The sequence below is a fragment of the Sphingopyxis sp. NFH-91 genome (genome assembly GCF_021401285.1).
Taxonomy (GTDB): Bacteria; Pseudomonadota; Alphaproteobacteria; order Sphingomonadales; family Sphingomonadaceae; genus Sphingopyxis; species Sphingopyxis terrae_A.
Genome location: NZ_JACBGA010000003.1, coordinates 138,169 through 156,600 on the forward strand (window position 1 = coordinate 138,169; position 18,432 = coordinate 156,600).

The 18,432-nt window shown below is 66.7% G+C and carries 17 protein-coding genes; 13 read left to right on the plus strand and 4 right to left on the minus strand.

Annotation, left to right across the window (positions count from 1 at the left end):
- Positions 1-18 precede the first annotated feature (18 nt).
- The 8 genes from L0963_RS08830 (at position 19) to L0963_RS08865 (ending at position 9,543) form a co-directional block, all read left to right on the plus strand.
- A complete protein-coding gene (locus L0963_RS08830; protein ID WP_409574522.1) occupies positions 19-672 on the plus strand; it encodes a glutathione S-transferase family protein in 654 nt (217 codons plus the stop codon).
- The gene (locus tag L0963_RS08835) at positions 669-1,310 is read left to right on the plus strand and encodes an energy transducer TonB (RefSeq protein WP_062901129.1); all 642 of its coding nucleotides are present in this window, start codon (positions 669-671) and stop codon (positions 1,308-1,310) included. Before L0963_RS08830 ends, L0963_RS08835 begins: the two co-directional genes overlap by 4 nt.
- Positions 1,311-1,477: 167 nt before the next feature.
- A complete protein-coding gene (locus tag L0963_RS08840) occupies positions 1,478-3,613 on the plus strand; it encodes a TonB-dependent receptor (RefSeq protein WP_186401247.1) in 2,136 nt (711 codons plus the stop codon).
- Positions 3,613-4,692 carry a PepSY-associated TM helix domain-containing protein gene (locus L0963_RS08845; protein ID WP_186401248.1) on the plus strand — a complete coding sequence of 360 codons (1,080 nt, stop codon included), beginning with the start codon at positions 3,613-3,615 and terminating at the stop codon, positions 4,690-4,692. The genes L0963_RS08840 and L0963_RS08845 overlap by 1 nt, the downstream gene beginning before the upstream one ends.
- 106 nt (positions 4,693-4,798) lie before the next feature.
- Positions 4,799-5,173, plus strand: coding sequence for an ArsR/SmtB family transcription factor (locus tag L0963_RS08850; RefSeq protein WP_062901132.1), 375 nt, complete (start codon positions 4,799-4,801; stop codon positions 5,171-5,173).
- Positions 5,170-5,649, plus strand: coding sequence for an SRPBCC family protein (locus tag L0963_RS08855; RefSeq protein WP_186401249.1), 480 nt, complete (start codon positions 5,170-5,172; stop codon positions 5,647-5,649). The genes L0963_RS08850 and L0963_RS08855 overlap by 4 nt, the downstream gene beginning before the upstream one ends.
- 98 nt (positions 5,650-5,747) lie before the next feature.
- Positions 5,748-7,916 (plus strand): primosomal protein N', encoded by a 2,169-nt coding sequence (locus L0963_RS08860; protein ID WP_062901133.1) that lies wholly within the window; start codon positions 5,748-5,750, stop codon positions 7,914-7,916.
- A gap of 46 nt (positions 7,917-7,962) precedes the next feature.
- On the plus strand, positions 7,963-9,543 hold the full coding sequence (locus L0963_RS08865; protein ID WP_234179236.1) for an alpha/beta hydrolase: 1,581 nt from the start codon (positions 7,963-7,965) through the stop codon (positions 9,541-9,543).
- On the opposite strand, the gene L0963_RS08870 is transcribed toward L0963_RS08865, so the two are convergent.
- Genes L0963_RS08870 through L0963_RS08880 form a run of 3 tightly spaced genes read right to left on the minus strand, consistent with a single transcriptional unit; the run spans position 9,537 to position 11,820 of the window.
- Positions 9,537-10,295: an isocitrate lyase/PEP mutase family protein gene (locus tag L0963_RS08870; RefSeq protein WP_062901135.1), complete on the minus strand. Its 759-nt coding sequence runs from the start codon at positions 10,293-10,295 to the stop codon at positions 9,537-9,539. The genes L0963_RS08865 and L0963_RS08870 overlap by 7 nt on opposite strands.
- Positions 10,292-11,326, minus strand: coding sequence for a bifunctional transcriptional activator/DNA repair enzyme AdaA (locus L0963_RS08875; RefSeq protein WP_082819837.1), 1,035 nt, complete (start codon positions 11,324-11,326; stop codon positions 10,292-10,294). Before L0963_RS08875 ends, L0963_RS08870 begins: the two co-directional genes overlap by 4 nt.
- Positions 11,323-11,820, minus strand: coding sequence for a DUF1203 domain-containing protein (locus tag L0963_RS08880; RefSeq protein ID WP_082819838.1), 498 nt, complete (start codon positions 11,818-11,820; stop codon positions 11,323-11,325). The genes L0963_RS08875 and L0963_RS08880 overlap by 4 nt, the downstream gene beginning before the upstream one ends.
- 159 nt (positions 11,821-11,979) lie before the next feature.
- On the opposite strand from L0963_RS08880, the gene L0963_RS08885 reads away from it, so the two are divergent.
- Positions 11,980-12,801: a DUF2306 domain-containing protein gene (locus L0963_RS08885; RefSeq protein ID WP_062901138.1), complete on the plus strand. Its 822-nt coding sequence runs from the start codon at positions 11,980-11,982 to the stop codon at positions 12,799-12,801.
- 36 nt (positions 12,802-12,837) lie between these two features.
- The gene (locus L0963_RS08890) at positions 12,838-14,397 is read left to right on the plus strand and encodes a S1C family serine protease (protein ID WP_186401252.1); all 1,560 of its coding nucleotides are present in this window, start codon (positions 12,838-12,840) and stop codon (positions 14,395-14,397) included.
- Positions 14,398-14,424: 27 nt separating this feature from the next.
- Here L0963_RS08890 and L0963_RS08895 read toward each other — a convergent pair whose 3' ends face one another.
- Positions 14,425-15,102 (minus strand): dienelactone hydrolase family protein, encoded by a 678-nt coding sequence (locus L0963_RS08895; RefSeq protein ID WP_186401253.1) that lies wholly within the window; start codon positions 15,100-15,102, stop codon positions 14,425-14,427.
- A gap of 260 nt (positions 15,103-15,362) precedes the next feature.
- Here L0963_RS08895 and L0963_RS08900 point away from each other — a divergent pair, with 260 nt between their 5' ends.
- From L0963_RS08900 to L0963_RS08910, 3 genes are read left to right on the plus strand one after another with little or no spacing between them, the layout of a single operon-like run.
- A complete protein-coding gene (locus tag L0963_RS08900) occupies positions 15,363-15,929 on the plus strand; it encodes a F0F1 ATP synthase subunit delta (RefSeq protein WP_062901141.1) in 567 nt (188 codons plus the stop codon).
- 38 nt (positions 15,930-15,967) lie between these two features.
- Complete coding sequence (atpA, locus tag L0963_RS08905) at positions 15,968-17,497, plus strand: F0F1 ATP synthase subunit alpha (protein ID WP_003043389.1); 1,530 nt, start codon at positions 15,968-15,970, stop codon at positions 17,495-17,497.
- 57 nt (positions 17,498-17,554) lie between these two features.
- A complete protein-coding gene (locus L0963_RS08910; RefSeq protein ID WP_062901142.1) occupies positions 17,555-18,430 on the plus strand; it encodes a F0F1 ATP synthase subunit gamma in 876 nt (291 codons plus the stop codon).
- The last annotated feature ends 2 nt before the right edge of the window (positions 18,431-18,432 follow it).

Below are 18,432 nucleotides of genomic sequence, written 5' to 3' on the forward strand. Positions count from 1 at the left end.
TGGAATCAGGAGGATGTCATGATGATAGTCTATGGGTCGATCGTATCGCCGTTCGTACGAAAATTGCTGGGGTTTCTGGGCGAAAAGGGCCTCGATTTCGAGCTCAAGGGCGTCGGCATCGGCGATCCTGATCCCGGCTTTCGTGCCGCTTCGCCGCTCGGCAAGATGCCGGCGATCGACGACGACGGCTTCCTGCTCGCCGATTCGAGCGCGATCATCCACTATCTCGAAGCGAAATATCCCGAACCGGCGCTGATCCCCGCCGACCCCGAAGCGCGCGGCCGCACCGTGTGGTGGGACGAGTTCGGCGACACCGTGTTCGCGGCCTGCGGCGGCAAGATGTTCTTCAATCGCATCGTCGCCCCCAAATTCCTGGGCCGCGAAGGCGACCTCGCCGCCGCCGCCGAAGCCGAAGCCGACGAACTGCCAAAATTGCTCGCCTATCTGGAAAGCGCGATCCCGGCGTCAGGTTATCTGGTCGGCGACCGGCTGACCCTCGCCGATCTGGCGGCGGTGTCACCGCTGGTCAACGTCCGTCACTGCGGCGTAACGATCGATGCCGCAACCTATCCCAAAATCGCCGCGTGGAGCGAGGCGATCCTGTCGCGCCCGAGCATGGCGCCCTGGATCGCCAAGGAAGAGCGGATGATGGCGAAGGTGCTGGCGGGTTGATCCGGACCGGCGCGGCGATCGCGGGCGCGCTGGCGCTCGCATCCCCGGCGGCCGCGCAACCGTCGATGCCGGTGGCTCGTGCCACCGACGCCGACCGGTTGCTCGTCGGCCTCGCGGACGAAGCGGCGGGCGAAGCGATCGTAACGCTGCGCCATGACGAAGCGAGCAACGCGCCGACGTGCAAGGCTGGCAGCGTGCGAGGCGGGCCGGCGATCGCCGATGCGTCCTGCGCGCTCGCGCTCAAAAAGCTCGGCTGGGCAGCGGCGGGGGTCGATCGCAACGGTAAACGGCAAGCATTGCCGCGCCTACGCATCGCCTGGACCAAGCCCGACAAGGCAGGCGCCGAGCCCGACGCCACCGACGACGATGGCCTGACGCCAATAAGCCCCGAGCGCTGGGTCCTGCCTGCCGATTATCCCGGTACACGGGCGCAAGGTGCCAGCGAGTTCATACTGGATGTTGCACCTTCGGGCCGCCCGACCGCTTGCCACATCACAAAATCGGCCGGCAGCGACATCCTTGATCGCAAGACCTGCGAGGTCCTGATGCGAAGCGGGCTGTTCCTGCCCGCCCTCGACGCGCAGGGAAAGCCGCGCCCCGCGCAGTTCCGCTCGCGGCTGAGTTGGGCCATCGAATAGCGGGGGGGGGGGCGGCCAGCGAGACGCAGCGTGTGCCGCTCTCGTCATCCCATGCGCTATCCAGGAAAGCGAAGCGGCAAAGGAATTGCGTTCGGCCAAACTTCGCCTTGAAATCCCTTGCATTTGCGAATCAGTCGCACTAGCGGCCTCCTCAACAGGAGTTGAGAATGATTCGCAAAATTGTCACTGCGGCGCTTGCCTGCACCGCACTTTCCTCCCCCGCGCTCGCGCAGTCCGCGGCGCCTGACACGAACGCCGAGGAACATATCGTCGTCACCGCGGCGCGCACGATCCTACCGCCCAACGCCCTGCCGCTGACGGTCGATGTCATCGGCAAGGACGCGCTCGATCAGCAGGTGCTGATTTCGGGATCGGTCACCGACGCGGTCGCAACGCTGACCCCCAGCTTTTCGCCGACGCGGCAGAAATTGTCGGGCGCGGGCGAGACGCTGCGCGGGCGCTCGCCGCTCTATGCCATCAACGGCATTCCCCAATCGACCCCGCTGCGCGACGGCAGCCGCGACGGCTTCACCATCGACGGCTTCTTCATCGACCGCGTCGAGGTCATTTATGGTTCGAACGCGCTGCAGGGGATCGGCGGCACCGGCGGCATCGTCAATCAGGTGACGGTCGGCGCGCCGAAGACCGAAGGCGTCAGCGGCCGGCTGCTGCTGCAGGGCACCGCCGACGACGAATTTTCCGAAGCCGGCATGGGCGGCAAGGCGGCGGGGCTGATCCAGTATCGGGCCGGTCGCTTCGACGCGTCGGTCGGCGCCGCCTATGAGGTGCGCGGGATCTTTCGTGACGGCGAGGGCCGCCCGGTCGGGATCAATCTGACGCAGGGCGAGACGCAGGATTCCAAGACGCTCTCGCTGTTCGGACGCTTTGGCTACGAGGTCACGGACACGATGCGGCTCGACCTGATCGCCAGCCGTTACGAGTTGAAGGGCGACGGCGATTATGTCGCGGTGGCAGGCAATCGTGCGACCGGCCTGCCGACCAGCGCAGCGCGCGGCACCCCGCCCGGCGATCCCGCCGCGAGCCGCACCGAAAGCCTGGCGCTGTCGTTGACCGACAGCAACCTTGGCGGCGGGAATTTCGTCGGCCAGATTTTCTGGAACCGTACCCGCGACACCTTCGGCGGCGAACCCAATCCGATCGCGACCTTCCAGGACGTCCAGATCGCGCCGGTCGGAACGCTGTTCGATCAATCGCAGAACCGCAGCCGCAAATATGGCGCCAAGCTGAGCTATGAGCGTGCGGTGCCCGGTTTCGAGGCACTGACGCTGATCGCCGGTTTCGACGCGCTGTGGGATTCGACCGAGCAGCGGCTGATCGCCACCGACCGCGTCTGGGTGCCGCCGACCGATTTCCGCAGCTTCGCGCCGTTCGGACAGGCCAATCTCAAATTGTTCGACGGGCTCGTCCGCGTCGCCGGCGGCGCGCGCTACGAGAATGTGAAGATCAGCATCGACGATTATACCACGCTCGCGAGCGCCGGCCGCACCTTCGTCAAGGGTGGCAGCCCGAGTTTCGACGACGTGCTGCTGAACGGCGGGGTTATCGTCGAGCCGATCCCCGGCATCCGCGCCTATGCGAGCTATGCCGAGGGCTATACCGCCCCCGACGTCGGCCGCATCACCCGCGCGGTGAGCACGCCGGGGGTCGAGATCGACAATTTCCTCAACATCCGTCCGATCGTTTCGAACAACCGCGAGATCGGTGTCGAGGTGAAGCGCGGCCCGCTCGATGCGAGCGCGACCTATTTCTGGTCGTCGAGCAAGGAGGGGCAATTGCTCGTCGCCCGGCCCGACGGCATTTTCGACGTGCTGCGCCAGCGCGTCGCGATCGAGGGACTGGAAATCAATCTGGCGGTCAAATTGCCGATCGACGGTCTGACCGTCTCGGCCGGCTATGCCCATCTCGACGGCAAATATGATGCCGACGGCGACGATGTGGTCGAAACCGACCTTGACGGTGCGAATATCTCGCCCGACCGGCTGAACCTCGCCGCCAGCTACGGCAAGGGGCCGCTGTCGGCGCGCGTCCAGACGCAATTCTATCTGGCGCGCAGTTTCACTGGCCCGACGCGCGACCCGCGCAACGATTTCGAGGGCTATAATCTGACCGACGCCTTCCTGCGCTACCAGACGCGGATCGGCGGCATCAGCCTGGCGGTGCAGAATCTGTTCGACCGGCAATATATCGCCTATGCGAGCGACACCCAGCGCCCGACCGACAATTTCTTCAACTTCGCCGGGCGCGGACGCACCTTCACGCTGGGCTGGGATTATCGCTTCTGATGCAGTTGCTCGACACGCTGCACCGCTGGACCGGCGGGCTGATCGGACTGGTGCTTGGCCTGCTCGGCCTCACCGGCGCGATCCTCGTCCACAAGGATGCGTGGATCGGGCTGCCGCATAGCGGCGATCCGCTGCGCAGCGACCTTGGCAGCGTGACGCGGGCGACCGAGGCGATCATGGCGCAGCCGGGCGCGCAGGGCATCATCTATGCCCGCGACGGCTTCGGTCTCCACCAGACCCGCTTCGACGAAGGCGCCGGCGCCTATGCCGACCAGTCCGGACAGATCGTCACCCGCTGGGCGAGCCAGTGGGAGCGGCCCGAGCTGTGGATCTTCGATTTCCATCATCATCTCTTCGCCGGCGACAGCGGCGAGTGGGTGATCGGCATCGCCGGCCTGTGCGGGCTGTTCTTCATCGTGTCGGGCATCATCCTGTGGTGGCGGACGCGCCGGACCTTCCGCCTGCGCCTGTGGCCCAAGCGGATGAGCCGGCCGGCGATCGTCACGCATCACCGCGACCTGGGGATCGTGATGGCACCGCTGTTGCTGCTTTCGGTCGTCACCGGGACGATGATGATCTTTCGCCCCTTCGCGATGGCTGTCGTCGCGCCCTTCGGTTCGATTGCCGCGGCAGAGAAGTCGATGGCGCCTCCCCAATATAAGGGCGGCCCGCTGGCTGCGAAGCCCGACTATGCGGCGATGCTCGCCGAGGCGCGCCGCCGCTTTCCGGGCGGCGAGTTCCGCATCCTCAGCCTGCCGCGCAAGGCGGGCGACCCGATCATGCTGCGGATGCGCCAGCAGGCCGAATGGCTTCCCAACGGCCGGTCGACGCTTTGGTTCGATGCGCAGACGGGCGAGTTGCTCGGCGCGCGCGACGCGCTCGCCATGGCGCCCGCCGCACAGGCGTTCAACAAGGCCTATCCGCTGCACGCCGCCAAGGTCGGGGGGCTCGGCTACCGTATCGTCATGACCCTGTCGGGGCTGACGATGGCGATGCTCGGCAGCTTTGCAGTGTGGACCTTCTGGTTCCGGCGACCGAAGCCCGTCCGCTCCCTTCCGCGCCGCACCGTCACCGCCTGATCTCCCGATCCGCCAGCGAAATCGCACCGCGCGGTGCCTGTCTCAATAGTTAGGCATTGACCTAAGTATTGGACCGAGCTAGGAGGGCGGGCGAAAGGAATGCGCCATGTCGACCATCCGGCCCGACGCCCCGATTGCGCCCGAACCGGCGATGATCGACGGCATCTTCCGCGCCCTCGCCGACCCGACACGGCGGCAGGTCCTCGAACGGCTGGGCGAACGACCGGCCTCGGTCAGTGAACTTGCGGCGCACCACCCCATGGCGCTCCCCTCCTTTCTCGCGCACCTCAAGGTGCTCGAAGGCTGCGGCCTCGTCCATTCGCGCAAGCTTGGCCGGGTCCGCACCTACAGCCTTGCCCCCGACCGGCTGCGGCTGGCCGAGGACTGGCTCGCGACCCAGCGCCGCCTGTGGGAAGGCCGGCTCGACCGCATGGATGCCTATCTGCTCTCGCTCAAGAACAAGAAGGAGACCTTCGAATGACCTTTCCGCTCAGCCCGGTCGACCCCGACCTCGACCTTGTCCTCGAACGCGTGATCGACGTGCCCGCCGACCTTGTATGGAAGGTCTGGACCACGCCCGAGCATCTGGTGCACTGGTTCGTGCCCAAGCCCTGGACGGTCACCGCTTGCGAGATGGACCCGCGCCCCGGCGGCGTCTTCAGCACGACGATGCGCTCGCCCGAGGGTGAGGAGTTTCCCAACAGCGGCTGTTATCTGGAAGTCGTGCCGGGCGAACGGCTGATCTTCACCGACACGCTGCTCCCCGGCTTCCGGCCGGCGCCGGCGCCCTTCTTCACCGCCGGCCTGTTCCTGACCCCGCAGGGCGACAGCACCCTCTATCGCGCCGTCGCGGTCCACGGCGACAGCGCCGCGCGCCAGAAGCATGAGGAAATGGGCTTCCACGACGGCTGGGGAACCGTGGTCGGCCAGATGGTCGACTATATCAAGGCGATGTGATCCGCCGGCGCACGTCGGCAGCGGACATCGGGTATCGGCTCGGCGAGGCATAGCGCGCTTTCCTATTTTCGCCGCGCTCCTATATCGTCATCGCTTCCATGACCCGCGCCCGCGTCCTCCTTCTGACCGCCGCCCTCGGCCCGCTCGACTATCGCGTCCCGCACGGCAGCGACGCGCCGCTCGGCAGCGTCGTCGTCGCGCCGCTCGGCCCGCGGCGGCTGGGCGGCGTGGTGTGGGAGGATGAAAGCTTCGGCGCCCCCGAACCCGTCGGCGACAACCGCCTGCGCAATCTGTTCGAGGTCGTGCCGGTGCCGCCGATCCGCGCCCCGCTGCGCCGCCTCGTCGAATGGACGAGCGACTATTATCTCGCACCCCCGGGATCGGTGCTGCGCATGGTTCTGCCCGGCGCCGCCTTTGCCGACGCGCGGCGCCCCATCGTCGAATATCGCGCCACGGGAGAGCTGCCGGCACGGATGACGCCGCAGCGCACCGTGGCGCTCGAAAAGATCGGCGCGCGCCAAGGCATTGTGCGCGAACTCGCGGCGCTGGGCGAAGTCAGCGAGGCGGTGATCCGCGGCCTCGTCCAGACGGGCGCGCTCGAGGCGGTGAGCGTGTCGGCCGATCAGCCCTACCCGGAGCCCAACCCCGGTTTCGCGCCGCCCGACCTCTCGGACGAGCAAGCGGCCGCCGCCGGGCAATTGCGCGACGCCGTCGCCGCCCGCGGGTTCGAGACGCTGCTGCTCGACGGCGTCACGGGATCGGGCAAGACCGAAGTGTATATGGAGGCGATTGCCGCCGCCATCGAAGCGGGCAGGCAGGCGCTGGTCCTGCTCCCAGAAATCGCGCTTACCGAACCGATGCTGACGCGCTTCGCGGCGCGCTTCGGCTGCGAGCCGGTGGCATGGCACAGCGGGCTGCGGTCGGTCGAGCGGCGGCGCGCCTGGCACGCGATCGCAAGCGGCGAGGCGAAGATCGTCGTCGGCGCGCGCTCGGCGCTGTTCCTGCCCTATGCCGATCTGGGCGTGATCGTCGTCGACGAGGCGCATGAAACCAGCTTCAAGCAGGAGGATGGCGTCCATTATCACGCGCGCGACGTCGCGGTGATGCGCGGCCATTTCGAGGGGCTGCCGGTGATCCTTGCGAGCGCGACTCCGGCGCTCGAAAGCCTCGCGCAGGTCGAGGCAGGGCGTTACCGCCATATCGTGCTGCCCGCCCGATATGGCGGCGCGACACTACCCGACCTGGCAGCAATCGACATGCGGCAGGATCCGCCAGATCGCGGCCGCTGGCTCGCCCCGCCGCTCGTTGAGGCACTCGCCGACCGGTTGCAAAAGGGCGAGCAGAGCCTGCTTTTCCTCAACCGCCGCGGCTTCGCGCCGCTGACGCTGTGCCGTACCTGCGGCCACCGCATCCAATGCCCTAACTGCACCGCGTGGATGGTCGAGCACCGGCTAGTCCATCGCCTCGCCTGCCACCATTGCGGCCATGTGATGCCGCCGCCGCGCCTATGCCCCGAATGCGAGGACGAGGACAGCCTCGTCGCCTGCGGCCCCGGCGTCGAGCGCGTCGCCGACGAGGTGAGCTTACGTTTTCCCGAGGCGCGCACCGCGATTGTCACCAGCGACACCTTATGGTCGCCCGCGAAGGCGGCCGAGTTTGTCGAGGCGGTCGAGGGCGGACTCGTCGACATCATCATCGGCACCCAGCTCGTGACCAAGGGCTATCATTTCCCCAATCTTACGCTCGTCGGGGTGGTCGACGCCGACCTCGGCCTCGACGGCGGCGATCTGCGCGCCGCGGAGCGGACCTTCCAGCAGATCGCACAGGTTGCGGGACGCGCGGGGCGCGGGGTGAAGCCCGGCGAGGTGCTGATCCAGACACGCGTGCCCGACGCGCCGGTGATGGCGGCGCTGGTCGCCAACGACCGCGAAGGCTTTTATGCCGCCGAAACGGCGGCGAGAAAGTTCGCCGGGGCGCCGCCCTATGGCCGCTTCGCCGCGCTCGTCATTTCGTCCGAGGATATCGAAGTCGCGCGCGGCGTCGCGCAGCGGCTGGGCGAAAAGGCGCCTGTCGCCGATGGTCTCGCTATCTATGGCCCCGCGCCCGCGCCGCTTGCGATGCTGCGCGGCCGCCACCGCTTCCGCCTCCTCCTCCACGCGCCGCGCAGTTTCGACCTGCAGGGCGCGATCCGCGACTGGATCGGTCGGATAGATTGGCCGGCAAAGGTGCGCCTCGCGATCGACGTCGATCCCTATAGTTTCGTTTAAGGCGAATCGGCATTTACAGGGCCGACATTGGGGCTAGACCTTTGTCATGTCCCGCTTGACCCTGCGCCTTGCGCTCGCCCTCGCCACCGGCCTCGTTGCCGTCAGCGCCACGCCGCTTCTTGCCGAGCCAATCGCGGTTCCGGTCGTCACGCCAAAGGATCTCGGCGATGAGGGCAGCGGGCGCCTGATCGTCTTCGCTCAAAAGGTCGAACCCGGCGCAAAGCCCCAGGACGCGGTCGACACGTCGCCGTTCGAGCCGACCGGCACCGCGATCGCGGCGATCGAAGTGAGCAGCCTCAAGCCGGGCCGGACCGCAATCGTCGGCACCGACGTCGATGCCTTTCCGGCCGCCTGGTCGACACTGGCGCCGGGCACCTATCGCATCCAGGCGGTGTTCGACCGCAACCATGATTATAATTATGGCGGGCGCGGCGCCGGCGATCTGGTTTCGCCCGTCGTCGAAGCCCGTCTGCCAGGGCCGGTGCCGACCTTGTCCCTCGATCGCGAGATCGCGGGCCAGGATTTTGCAGCCTGGCTTGCCGCGCTATCGCCCGAGGCGCGGGCGGGTATCGAACCCGGGCTGACGTCGGTCGAGCCGCTGTCCGTCCACAGCGCCGCCCTGTCGCGCTTCTGGGGTCGCGACACAGCGATCGAGGGATGGGTCGCCTTGCCGCCGGGCTATGCCAAGGGCGGCGACACCTACCCCACCGTCTATTCGGACGGCGGCTTCGGCAGCACGAGCGACAGCGCGCACGCAAGCGCTGCGCGCACAGCGGCGATGATGGCGAAGGGCGACCTTCCTCCGATGATCTGGGTCTTCCTCGACCATCATATCGCGACCGGAACGCACGAATTTGCCGATTCGGCCAACAACGGCCCGTGGGGAACGGCACTGACGACCGAGGCGATCCCCGCGCTGGAAATGAAATATCGCATGGACGCCCGTCCGTCGGGCCGCTTCCTGACCGGGCACAGTTCGGGCGGCTGGTCGACGTTGTGGTTGCAGGTCGCCTATCCGAAGCTGTTCGGCGGAAGCTGGCCGACCGCGCCCGACCCGAGCGATTTTCACGATTTCACGAATATCGACCTCTATGCGCCTGCCGCCAACGCCTATGCAGGCAGCGACGGAAACGACCGGCCGCTCGTTCGCGAGGACGGCAAGGTCGTCGCGACCTTTCGCCAGTTCGCCCAACTCGAGGCGGTACTCGGTCCCTATGGCGGCCAGCTTGCAAGCTTCGACTGGGTCTTTTCGCCCAAATGCCCCGATGGACGTCCCTGCCCGATGTTCAATCGCGTGACCGGCAAGATCTATCCCGCCGTCGTCACCTATTGGCGCGATCATTATGACATAGCGCATATCATCGCGCGTGACTGGGCACGGCTCAAACCCGATCTCGACGGCAAGATCCATCTTACCGTCGGCACCGCGGACACTTTTTATCTCAACCAGTCAGCCGAGCGGCTGAAGGCCGTCCTCGACGGCCTCGGCGCAAAGGCGAGCTTCCGCTTCGTTCCCGGCCGCACCCACTTCGATCTCTACAAGGAAGGCGACGATCGCTGGGCGCTCACCAAGACGATGGCAAAGGAAATGTACGCCGTGGCGCGGCCCGCAACGGCCGCTCAATAATCGGGTTCGCCGCCGCCCAGCACCTGCTGCGCCTGACCGGTCAGCCACGCCATCGCCGCCGCCCACGGCTGATGCCCATGACTGATCCGCGCGACGCCGAGCGCCGCCAGTTCGGCATGGGTCGGCCCCGCCTTGGCGCGCAGGATATTGACCGGTAGCGGCGACGCCGCGCAAATCGCGCCAATGCAGCGCGCATCGCCGAGGAAGGGGACGAACAGCGAGCCTGCGCCGGCATCGGCATAGGCGCGGGCGCGCTCAAGCACGGCGGCGACGAGCCGGTCGCCCTCCTTCGCCGCATCGGCGCCGCGAAAGACATCGCAGCGGGCGTTGACGAAAATTCCGGTATCGGCCGCGGCACGGTAGCGCGCCTGCGCCTCCGCGATCGGCAACAGATCGTTCCGGCCGGGCATCCGGTCCTCCATATTGATCCCCGCCGCTCCCGCCGCCCTTGCCCGCGCGACCGAGGCGCCAACGCTGGCGGGATCGGCGCCATAGCCCGATTCCATGTCGATCGTGACCGGCAAGTCGGTGACCGACAGGATGCGCGCGAGATTCTCGAACACATCGGCGAGCGGAAAATCCTCGCCATCGGCGCGGCCCTGCGCGCCGGCGACGCCATAGCTTCCGGTCGCGATCGCCTTGACCCCCGCGGCGGCGACCGCCTTCGCGCTGCCGGCATCCCAGATATTGACCAGAATCAGCGGGTCACCGGGAATGTGAAGCGCACGGAAGGTCGCGATTTTGTCGGTCATTTAATTTCCCTTTTCAGAAGTTCGCGCTTGATCGGCAGGCCATAGGCATAGCCGCCGAGCGAGCCGTCGCTGCGCACGACGCGGTGGCACGGGATGAGGACCGCGACGTTGTTCGCACCATTGGCGCTGCCCGCGGCGCGCACCGCCTTGGGCTTGCCGACCGCGGCCGCGATGTCGGCGTAGCTGCGCGTCTCGCCCGCCGGTATCTTGCGCAGTTCGCGCCAGACCGCTTCCTGAAAGGCGGTGCCCTTCACATCGAGCGGAATATGGTCAAAACCGGCCGCCGGCGCCTCTACCGCATCGACCACCTGCTGCAGCAGCGCGGTGAAATCGGCGCCGCCCTCGACCAGTTCGGCGGCCGGGAAGCGCGCCTCAAGCGCATCGCGCCCTTCCGCAAAGCTGAGGCGGCACACGCCCTTTGCGGTCGCCGCGACGAGCATGTCGCCAAGGCTCGTCGATACCACCGCCCAGTGAATCGTCGCGCCCTTGCCGCCATTCACCCATGCCGAAGCGGTCATTCCCATGCGTCCCTCCATCGTGTCGTAAAAGCGCGACGGCCCCGAAAAGCCCGCGTCATAGATGGCGTCGGTCACGCGCCCCGCCTCGCTCAACGCCGCCCGGGCGCGCTCCTCGCGCAGCGCCCTTGCATAGGCAGCTGGCGAAAGGCCGGTGTGACGGGTGAAGACGCGCTGAAAATGGGTCGCCGAATAGCCGGTACGCGCCGCAAGATCGGCGAGCGCGAGCGGCTCCTCGCTGTCCTTGATCGCGGCGATGGCGGCGATCACGGCGCCTTCGTCGCGCGCGACATCGTCTGGCAGGCAACGCTTGCACGGGCGCAGTCCGGCGGCGCGTGCTGCGGCTCCGTCGGCGAAGAAGCGGACATTCGCGCGCGCCGGATGCCGCGCCGCGCAGCTCGGCCTGCAATAGATGCCCGTCGTCAGCACACCGGTGACGAAGCGTCCGTCGAGCGCACGGTCGCGGCGCTGCACCGCCGCCCAGCGATCGGCATCGGTCATGCTGTCGGCGCTCATGGCTCGGCTCCCTCGCTCGCATCCCGCTCGATCCGCGCGGCAAAGCATCCGTACGCGGCATTATGGGCGTCGATATAGGCGATGCCGGCGTCCGCGAACAGGTCGCGGATTGCGGCATCGGCTTCGCCCGGCCCTGCGACCCGCGCGGTTCGCAGCATGCCGTCGGCACCAAAGGCACGCATCGCGAGCGGGCGCCCCTCGAACACCGGCGGCGTCCGGTCGCGCCACATCGTGCGCGCCGCGCCGCGCCGGACATAAATGGCATAGGCGCTGCGATAGGGCGTGGCGACGTCGTGGCTGAGGTGATGCAGCAGTACTAGTTCCTCGCCCGCCCTTGCGTCCTCCAGGCTGACCCGGCAGGGAAAGCCGCGGTCGGCGGTGGCAATGACGCGGCGGGCGTTCCGCGCGCTCAGCGCCTCATCGTCGAGCGCGAAAAGCGGGGCGAAGGGCGCGGGGTCCAGCCCCTGAATTCGATAGCGCATTCGATCAGTCATATGCGGCTCCTTTGTCTGCTCGCCGATTTGTCATGCCAGGCGCGGCGATGCGTCCCGATGCTTGCGCTCAAAGCCGGACGATGCGCTCGCCTCTGATTTTTTCCACCAAACCAACAGTTTCGATGGCCGGCATCGACGGATGACATCGGAGACTATCGTATGACGACCATCGACGTATCGCAGACCGGCGGAAAGCGGGCGGCGCCGCGCGACTGGCTCCGGCTTTCCGCTACCCTCTGCTTCCTGTCGATCGCGGCGGGCCAGTTGCTCTTCACCGCCTTCATCCTGCTTTTCTACTACCCGTCCTCCTTGTCGGGTGACTTCGCCGCGTGGAATGCCAAGCCGCTGATCAAGGGCTTCGTGCCCGGCGATGTGGGCGGCAATCTCTTCTTTGCGGCACATGTGCTGATGGCGGCGGTCATCACCTTCGGCGGACTGGTGCAGTTGGTGCCCGCGATCCGGGGACGCTGGCCCGCCATCCACCGCTGGAACGGCCGGCTCTATCTGCTCAGCGCGCTGGTGCTCGCGCTCGGCGGGCTCTGGCTGACCTGGGTGCGCGGCACTTGGCTGCACTGGGCGGGCGCGGTGGGAATCAGCCTCGATGCGCTGCTCATTCTTCTCTTCGGCGCGCTTGCATGGCGGGATGCCCGGGCGCGCCGGTTTGCGGCGCACCGGCGCTGGACGCTACGCCTGTTCGCGGTGGCGAGCGCAGTCTGGTTCATGCGCGTCGGCTATATGACCTGGGGCATCGCGGCCGGCGGCGCGGGGATCGGCACGGCGATGGACGGCCCGTTCGACATCTTCCTGGCTTTCGCCAACTCGCTGCTGCCGCTCGGCGTGACCGAACTCTATTTGCGCACCGGCGCGCGGGGCAGGCCCGCGGTGCGATCCGCCGTGACCGTAGTGCTGGCGACGAGCGCGATCGCCATTCTGGTCGGCAGCGCCGGGGCATGGCTGATCATGTGGCGCCCCTACCTCTAACTTGCCTTCGCGCGCGCAGCGACTAGGTTCGCGGCCATGACCCGTCTTCTCGCATTCTTCTTCGCCCCCCTGCTTGCCCTCGTCGCCTTCGCGGTTCCGGCCCGCGCTGCCGACGATATCAGCGCGGTTTCGCGCAGCGTCGTCCGCGTCGTCACCGTAGCGATGGTCGATGGCGAAGTCGTCGGCTTCGGGCATGGCAGCGGCATCGCCATTTCGCCGACCCGCATCCTCACCAACGCCCATGTCGTCGAATCGGCGGCCAAATATCCGAACAATGTCGCGCTCGGCGTCGTCCCCTCCGAAGGGAAGAAAAGCTATGCCGGCAAGCTGATCGCGATCGATACCAAGCGCGACCTGGCGCTCATCGAAATGACCGAGGGGCACGTGCCCGCCGCGGTCATCTATTCGGGGCCGTTCGAGGCGGGGGCAGAGGTCGTCGCGCTCGGCTATCCGGGCAATGTCGACCTTGCGACCGCGCAGAGCGCGACCGATTATATCACCCCGCGCAGCCCGGTGCGAAGCGAGGGCAATCTGTCGAACACCCAAGCGATCGAGGGCATCGCCACCTATGTCCACACGGCGAAGATCGCGCGCGGCAATTCGGGCGGACCGCTCGTCGACAGTTGCGGGCGCATCGTCGGCATCAACACCTTCATCACCCGCGCCGACGACGGCGATTCGCCCTTCGCCTTCGCGATCGCGGGCCGCGAGGTGACGCGCTTCCTTGGCGACGCCGGACAGAGTTTCGCGAGCGTCGGAACGCCGTGCCTGACGATGGCCGAGGCCGACGCCCGCGACCGCGCCGCGCTGGAAGCCGATGCCCGCGCGCTGGCGCAGGCCAATGCCGCGCGCGACGAAGCGGCGAAGCTCGACCATGACCTCAAGGCCGCGCGCGCCGAGGAAGCGGCGATGACCGCGCGTGAGAACCGCATGGCGCTCGCCGGGGTGCTGTTCGTGATCGGCGCGCTCGGCGCCGGGGCGGCGCTGATCTTCTACAATCAGAAGAATATGCGCCGCGCCAAGATCGCGGGGAGCGCCGGGGCCGCGCTGATGCTGTTCGCGGCGCTGCTCTTTGCGACGCGGCCCGATGCGCATGCGGCGCTCGACGCGGTCGAAGGCGATACGGCCGATACGGCGAAGCCCGAAGGGGCCAAGCTTGCCGAAGGTAATTATCTCTGCACGATCCGCCCTGACCGCAGCCGCATTACCGTGTCGTCGACCACCGACGTGCCGGTCGCGATCGCCGCGAACGGCTGCGTCAACGACCGCACCCAATATGCGATGGGCGCCGATGGCCGTTGGCAGCGTATCCTGGTGCCCAATGAGGAGGCGACCGTGACCGTCGCGTCGATCGATCCGGGGGCGAAGGATTATCGCGTCGACCGCTATCTGCTCGATGCCGACACCATGAAGCTCGCGCGCGAGGCGCGGGCGGGGATCACGCTCAAGGCCTGCACCACCGACCCCGACGCGCTTGCCGGGCTCGCGACGCAGCAGGATGCAATTCGCGCCGTACTGCCCGCCAGCCCGAACGAGCGGCTCGTCTACCAGTGCCAGAAGGCGGCGGCAGGGGCGGGAGCAAAGCCAGCGCCCTGATGCTGCGCGGGGTCGCGGCAGCGTCTGCTATCCCCCGCACGCCTTGAACAGCATGAGTGTGCGGTCCCTCGCGAGGTCGGCGCTCGGTTCGTGATAATCCTTGCGGCGGTCGCTGTTGAAGCCGTGGCCCGCCTCATAGACGAAGATTTGCGCGGTCGGATGATCGCGCGCGATCAGCGTCTCGACGCCGTCCATCGGAATGCCGCCGTCGAAGCGGCCGAAATGGGCGATGGCGGCGCACCCCGGCGCCTCATCCTTGAACATTGTCGGGACGAGGCTGCCGTAATAGGAGGAAGCGGCGGCCAGATCGGGGCTGATCTGCGCCATTCGCCACGCGACCGACCCGCCGTAGCAATAGCCGGTGATGAAGACCGGCCCCTTCGCCTTCAGGGCATCGATACAGGTCTGCGCGTCCTTCAGACTCTGTTCGAACGGATGGAGTTCGCGCGCCAGCTGCACCGCGCGCTCGAACTGCGGCCCCGAATAGTCGCTTTCGAACCCCGGATGCTCGCGGTCGAACAGCGCGGGCGACAGCACCTCATAGCCGTCGGCCGCATATTCGTCGCACAGCTCGCGAATATGATCGGTGACCCCGAAGATTTCCTGGATCAGGACGAGCCCGCCGCGGCGTTCGCCGACTGGCTGGGCGTGATAGACCGCGATTTCCGCGCCGTCGTCCATTGTCATACGGATCATTTCGCCCATCGGCCTTGCCCTCTTCCGTGCTTGCCGCGCCAGTCGTGGCGCGATCCGACTTTCGCGCCTGTTTGGAGAAAGTCGGCCGCTTCGACAAGCGCGACGCAAAGGGGGGCGGAAGGTGAAGCGGATTCCTCCCACCGCCACCTTGCATTGCAACAGAATCGTTGCTAGGCGCGCCGCGACTTCGCGCGGGGGTGGTTCGTCGAATTTCCCCGAAAACCGCGCGACCAAATCCCCCACGGGATCGTAGAGAAGGACTTTCGCGCGTGGAGAATTCCGGCGGCATTCAGGGCAACATCACGGCGGGCCTCGCGGGCCGCTATGCCAGCGCGCTGTTCGATCTGGCGAGCGAATCGAAGGCAATCGACGGCGTTCAGGCGAGCCTTGCAAAGCTGCAGACCGCGCTGACCGATTCGGCCGATCTGGCGACCCTGATCTCGAGCCCCGTCGTTACCCGCGGCGATGCCGAAAAGGCAATCGAGGCGGTGGCCAAGGCGTTGAAGCTCGATTCGCTGACCGCCAAATTCCTGGGCGTGCTCGCCGAAAATCGCCGCCTTGCCGATCTGCCCGCGATGATCGACGCCTATCATGCGATCGTCGCGGCGCACCGCGGCGAAGTGACCGCCAAGGTCACCAGCGCCCACCCGCTGAGCGCCGAGCAATTGAAGGCGCTCGCCGCCAACCTCAAGACCCGTGTCGGCCGCGACGTGAAGATCGCGACCACCGTCGACCCCGCCATTCTCGGCGGCCTCGTCGTCCAGCTGGGCAGCCAGCTGATCGACGGCAGCATCCGTACCCGTCTCAACAGTTTCGCCCAGGCGATGAAGGGCTGAAAAGCCCGACGCCAAATTGCCCGATGAAAGGCTGAATAATGGAAATCCGCGCCGCTGAAATCAGCAAGGTCATCAAGGACCAGATCGCCAATTTCGGGACCGACGCCACGGTCAGCGAAATCGGTTCGGTGCTCTCCGTCGGTGACGGCATCGCCCGCGTCTATGGCCTCGACAATGTCCAGGCCGGCGAAATGGTCGAATTCGCCAATGGCGTGAAGGGCATGGCGCTCAACCTCGAAGCCGACAACGTCGGCATCGTGATCTTCGGCTCGGACAGCGAGATCAAGGAAGGCGACACCGTCAAGCGCACCGGCACGATCGTCGACGTCCCCGTCGGCAAGGGTCTGCTCGGCCGCGTCGTCGATGGCCTCGGCAACCCGATCGATGGCAAGGGCCCGATCAAGGCCGACAAGCGCATGCGCGTCGAAGTCAAGGCGCCGGGCATCATCCCGCGCACCTCGGTTCACGAACCGGTCCAGACCGGCCTCAAGGCGCTCGACGCGCTCGTTCCCGTCGGCCGCGGCCAGCGCGAACTGATCATCGGTGACCGTCAGACCGGCAAGACCGCCGTCGCGATCGACACATTCATCAACCAGAAGGACGTCAACAAGGGCGACGACGAATCGAAGAAGCTCTACTGCATCTACGTCGCCGTCGGTCAGAAGCGTTCGACCGTCGCGCAGATCGTTCGCCAGCTCGAAGAAAATGGCGCGATGGAATATTCGATCGTCGTCGCCGCGACTGCGTCGGAACCCGCGCCGCTCCAGTATCTCGCCCCCTATGCCGGCGTGACGATGGGCGAGTTCTTCCGCGACAACGGCATGCACGCCGTGATCGTCTATGACGATCTGTCGAAGCAGGCCGTCGCCTACCGCCAGATGTCGCTGCTGCTCCGCCGCCCGCCGGGCCGCGAAGCCTATCCGGGCGACGTTTTCTATCTGCACAGCCGCCTGCTCGAGCGCGCTGCGAAGATGAACAGCGACAATGGTTCGGGCTCGCTCACCGCGCTGCCGATCATCGAAACGCAGGCGGGTGACGTTTCGGCGTACATCCCGACCAACGTGATTTCGATCACCGACGGCCAGATCTTCCTTGAAACCAACCTGTTCAACGCGGGTATCCGTCCGGCGATCAACGTCGGCCTGTCGGTGAGCCGCGTCGGCTCGGCCGCGCAGACCAAGGCGATGAAGAAGGTGTCGGGCTCGATCAAGCTCGAGCTTGCACAGTATCGCGAAATGGAAGCCTTCGCGCAGTTCGGTTCGGACCTCGACGCCTCGACGCAAAAGCTGCTCAACCGCGGCGCGCGCCTGACGCAGCTCTTGAAGCAGCCGCAGTTCCAGCCGATGCCGTTCGAAGAGCAGACCGCATCGATCTTTGCCGGCACCAACGGTTATCTCGACGCTGTCGCGACGACCGACGTGTCGCGCTACGAAGCGGCGATGCTCGCCTATCTGCGCAGCGACCATGCCGATGTGCTGAAGGCGATCCGCGACACCAAGGATCTTGGCGACGACACCAAGAAGAGCCTGGTCGCGGCGCTCGACGCCTTCGCCAAGATTTTCGCGTAAGCCAAGTTACCGTGAGCCCGGCCTCCTGCGCCGGGCTGACGAACAAGAGGGGCCGTAATGGCATCGCTTAAGGAACTCAAAGGGCGGATCGTCTCGGTCAAATCGACCCAGAAGATCACCAAGGCCAAGAAGATGGTTGCCGCCGCCAAGCTGCGCAAGGCGCAGGCCGCGGCCGAAGCTGCGCGGCCCTATGCCGAGCGGCTCGAAGGCGTCGTCGCCAGCCTCGCCTCCAAGGTCGGCGCGTCGGATTCGGCGCCCAAGCTGCTGTCGGGTACCGGCAAGAGCGACACCCACCTGCTGGTCGTGCTCAACAGCGACCGCGGCCTTGCCGGCGCGTTCAACTCGAACATCGTCAAGGCGGCACGCGACAAGGCTCTGGCGCTGCAGGCCGAAGGCAAGACGGTTCGCTTCTTCCTCGTCGGCCGCAAGGGCCGGCCGGTGATCGCCCGCCTCTTCCCCGGCCAGATCATCGAGAATTACGAAACGACCGGCATCCGCGATATCGGCTTCGATCAGGCGAACGAGATTTCGGCGAAGGTGATGGAGCTTTACGAAGCCGGCGCCTTCGACGTCGCGCACCTCTTCTATTCGAAGTTCCGCTCGGCACTGCTTCAGATCGCAACCGGCCAGCAGATGATCCCGGTTCCGCCGCCCGCTGACGTTCCGGCGTCGAGCGGCGCTGCGGTCGAATATGAACCGGGCGAGGAAGAAATCCTTGCTGACCTCTTGCCGCGCAACGTCACCATCCAGATCTTCAAGGGCCTCCTTGAAAACGCCGCGTCCGAACAGGGCGCGTCGATGACTGCGATGGACAATGCGACGCGCAATGCGGGCGAGCTGATCAACAAGCTGACCATCGTTTACAACCGCACGCGTCAGGCGGCGATCACCACCGAACTTATCGAGATTATCGCGGGCGCCGAAGCGCTCTAACC

Coding starts and splice junctions, on each gene's coding strand:
- L0963_RS08840 (WP_186401247.1), top strand. CDS start 1,478: ATGATTCGCAAAATTGTCACTGCGGCGCTTGCCTGCACCGCACTTTCC.
- L0963_RS08890 (WP_186401252.1), top strand. CDS start 12,838: ATGACCCGTCTTCTCGCATTCTTCTTCGCCCCCCTGCTTGCCCTCGTC.
- L0963_RS08885 (WP_062901138.1), top strand. CDS start 11,980: ATGACGACCATCGACGTATCGCAGACCGGCGGAAAGCGGGCGGCGCCG.
- L0963_RS08830 (WP_409574522.1), top strand. CDS start 19: ATGATGATAGTCTATGGGTCGATCGTATCGCCGTTCGTACGAAAATTG.
- L0963_RS08880 (WP_082819838.1), bottom strand. CDS start 11,820: ATGACTGATCGAATGCGCTATCGAATTCAGGGGCTGGACCCCGCGCCC.
- L0963_RS08845 (WP_186401248.1), top strand. CDS start 3,613: ATGCAGTTGCTCGACACGCTGCACCGCTGGACCGGCGGGCTGATCGGA.
- L0963_RS08855 (WP_186401249.1), top strand. CDS start 5,170: ATGACCTTTCCGCTCAGCCCGGTCGACCCCGACCTCGACCTTGTCCTC.
- L0963_RS08870 (WP_062901135.1), bottom strand. CDS start 10,295: ATGACCGACAAAATCGCGACCTTCCGTGCGCTTCACATTCCCGGTGAC.
- L0963_RS08860 (WP_062901133.1), top strand. CDS start 5,748: ATGACCCGCGCCCGCGTCCTCCTTCTGACCGCCGCCCTCGGCCCGCTC.
- L0963_RS08850 (WP_062901132.1), top strand. CDS start 4,799: ATGTCGACCATCCGGCCCGACGCCCCGATTGCGCCCGAACCGGCGATG.
- L0963_RS08865 (WP_234179236.1), top strand. CDS start 7,963: ATGTCCCGCTTGACCCTGCGCCTTGCGCTCGCCCTCGCCACCGGCCTC.
- atpA (WP_003043389.1), top strand. CDS start 15,968: ATGGAAATCCGCGCCGCTGAAATCAGCAAGGTCATCAAGGACCAGATC.
- L0963_RS08910 (WP_062901142.1), top strand. CDS start 17,555: ATGGCATCGCTTAAGGAACTCAAAGGGCGGATCGTCTCGGTCAAATCG.
- L0963_RS08875 (WP_082819837.1), bottom strand. CDS start 11,326: ATGAGCGCCGACAGCATGACCGATGCCGATCGCTGGGCGGCGGTGCAG.
- L0963_RS08895 (WP_186401253.1), bottom strand. CDS start 15,102: ATGGGCGAAATGATCCGTATGACAATGGACGACGGCGCGGAAATCGCG.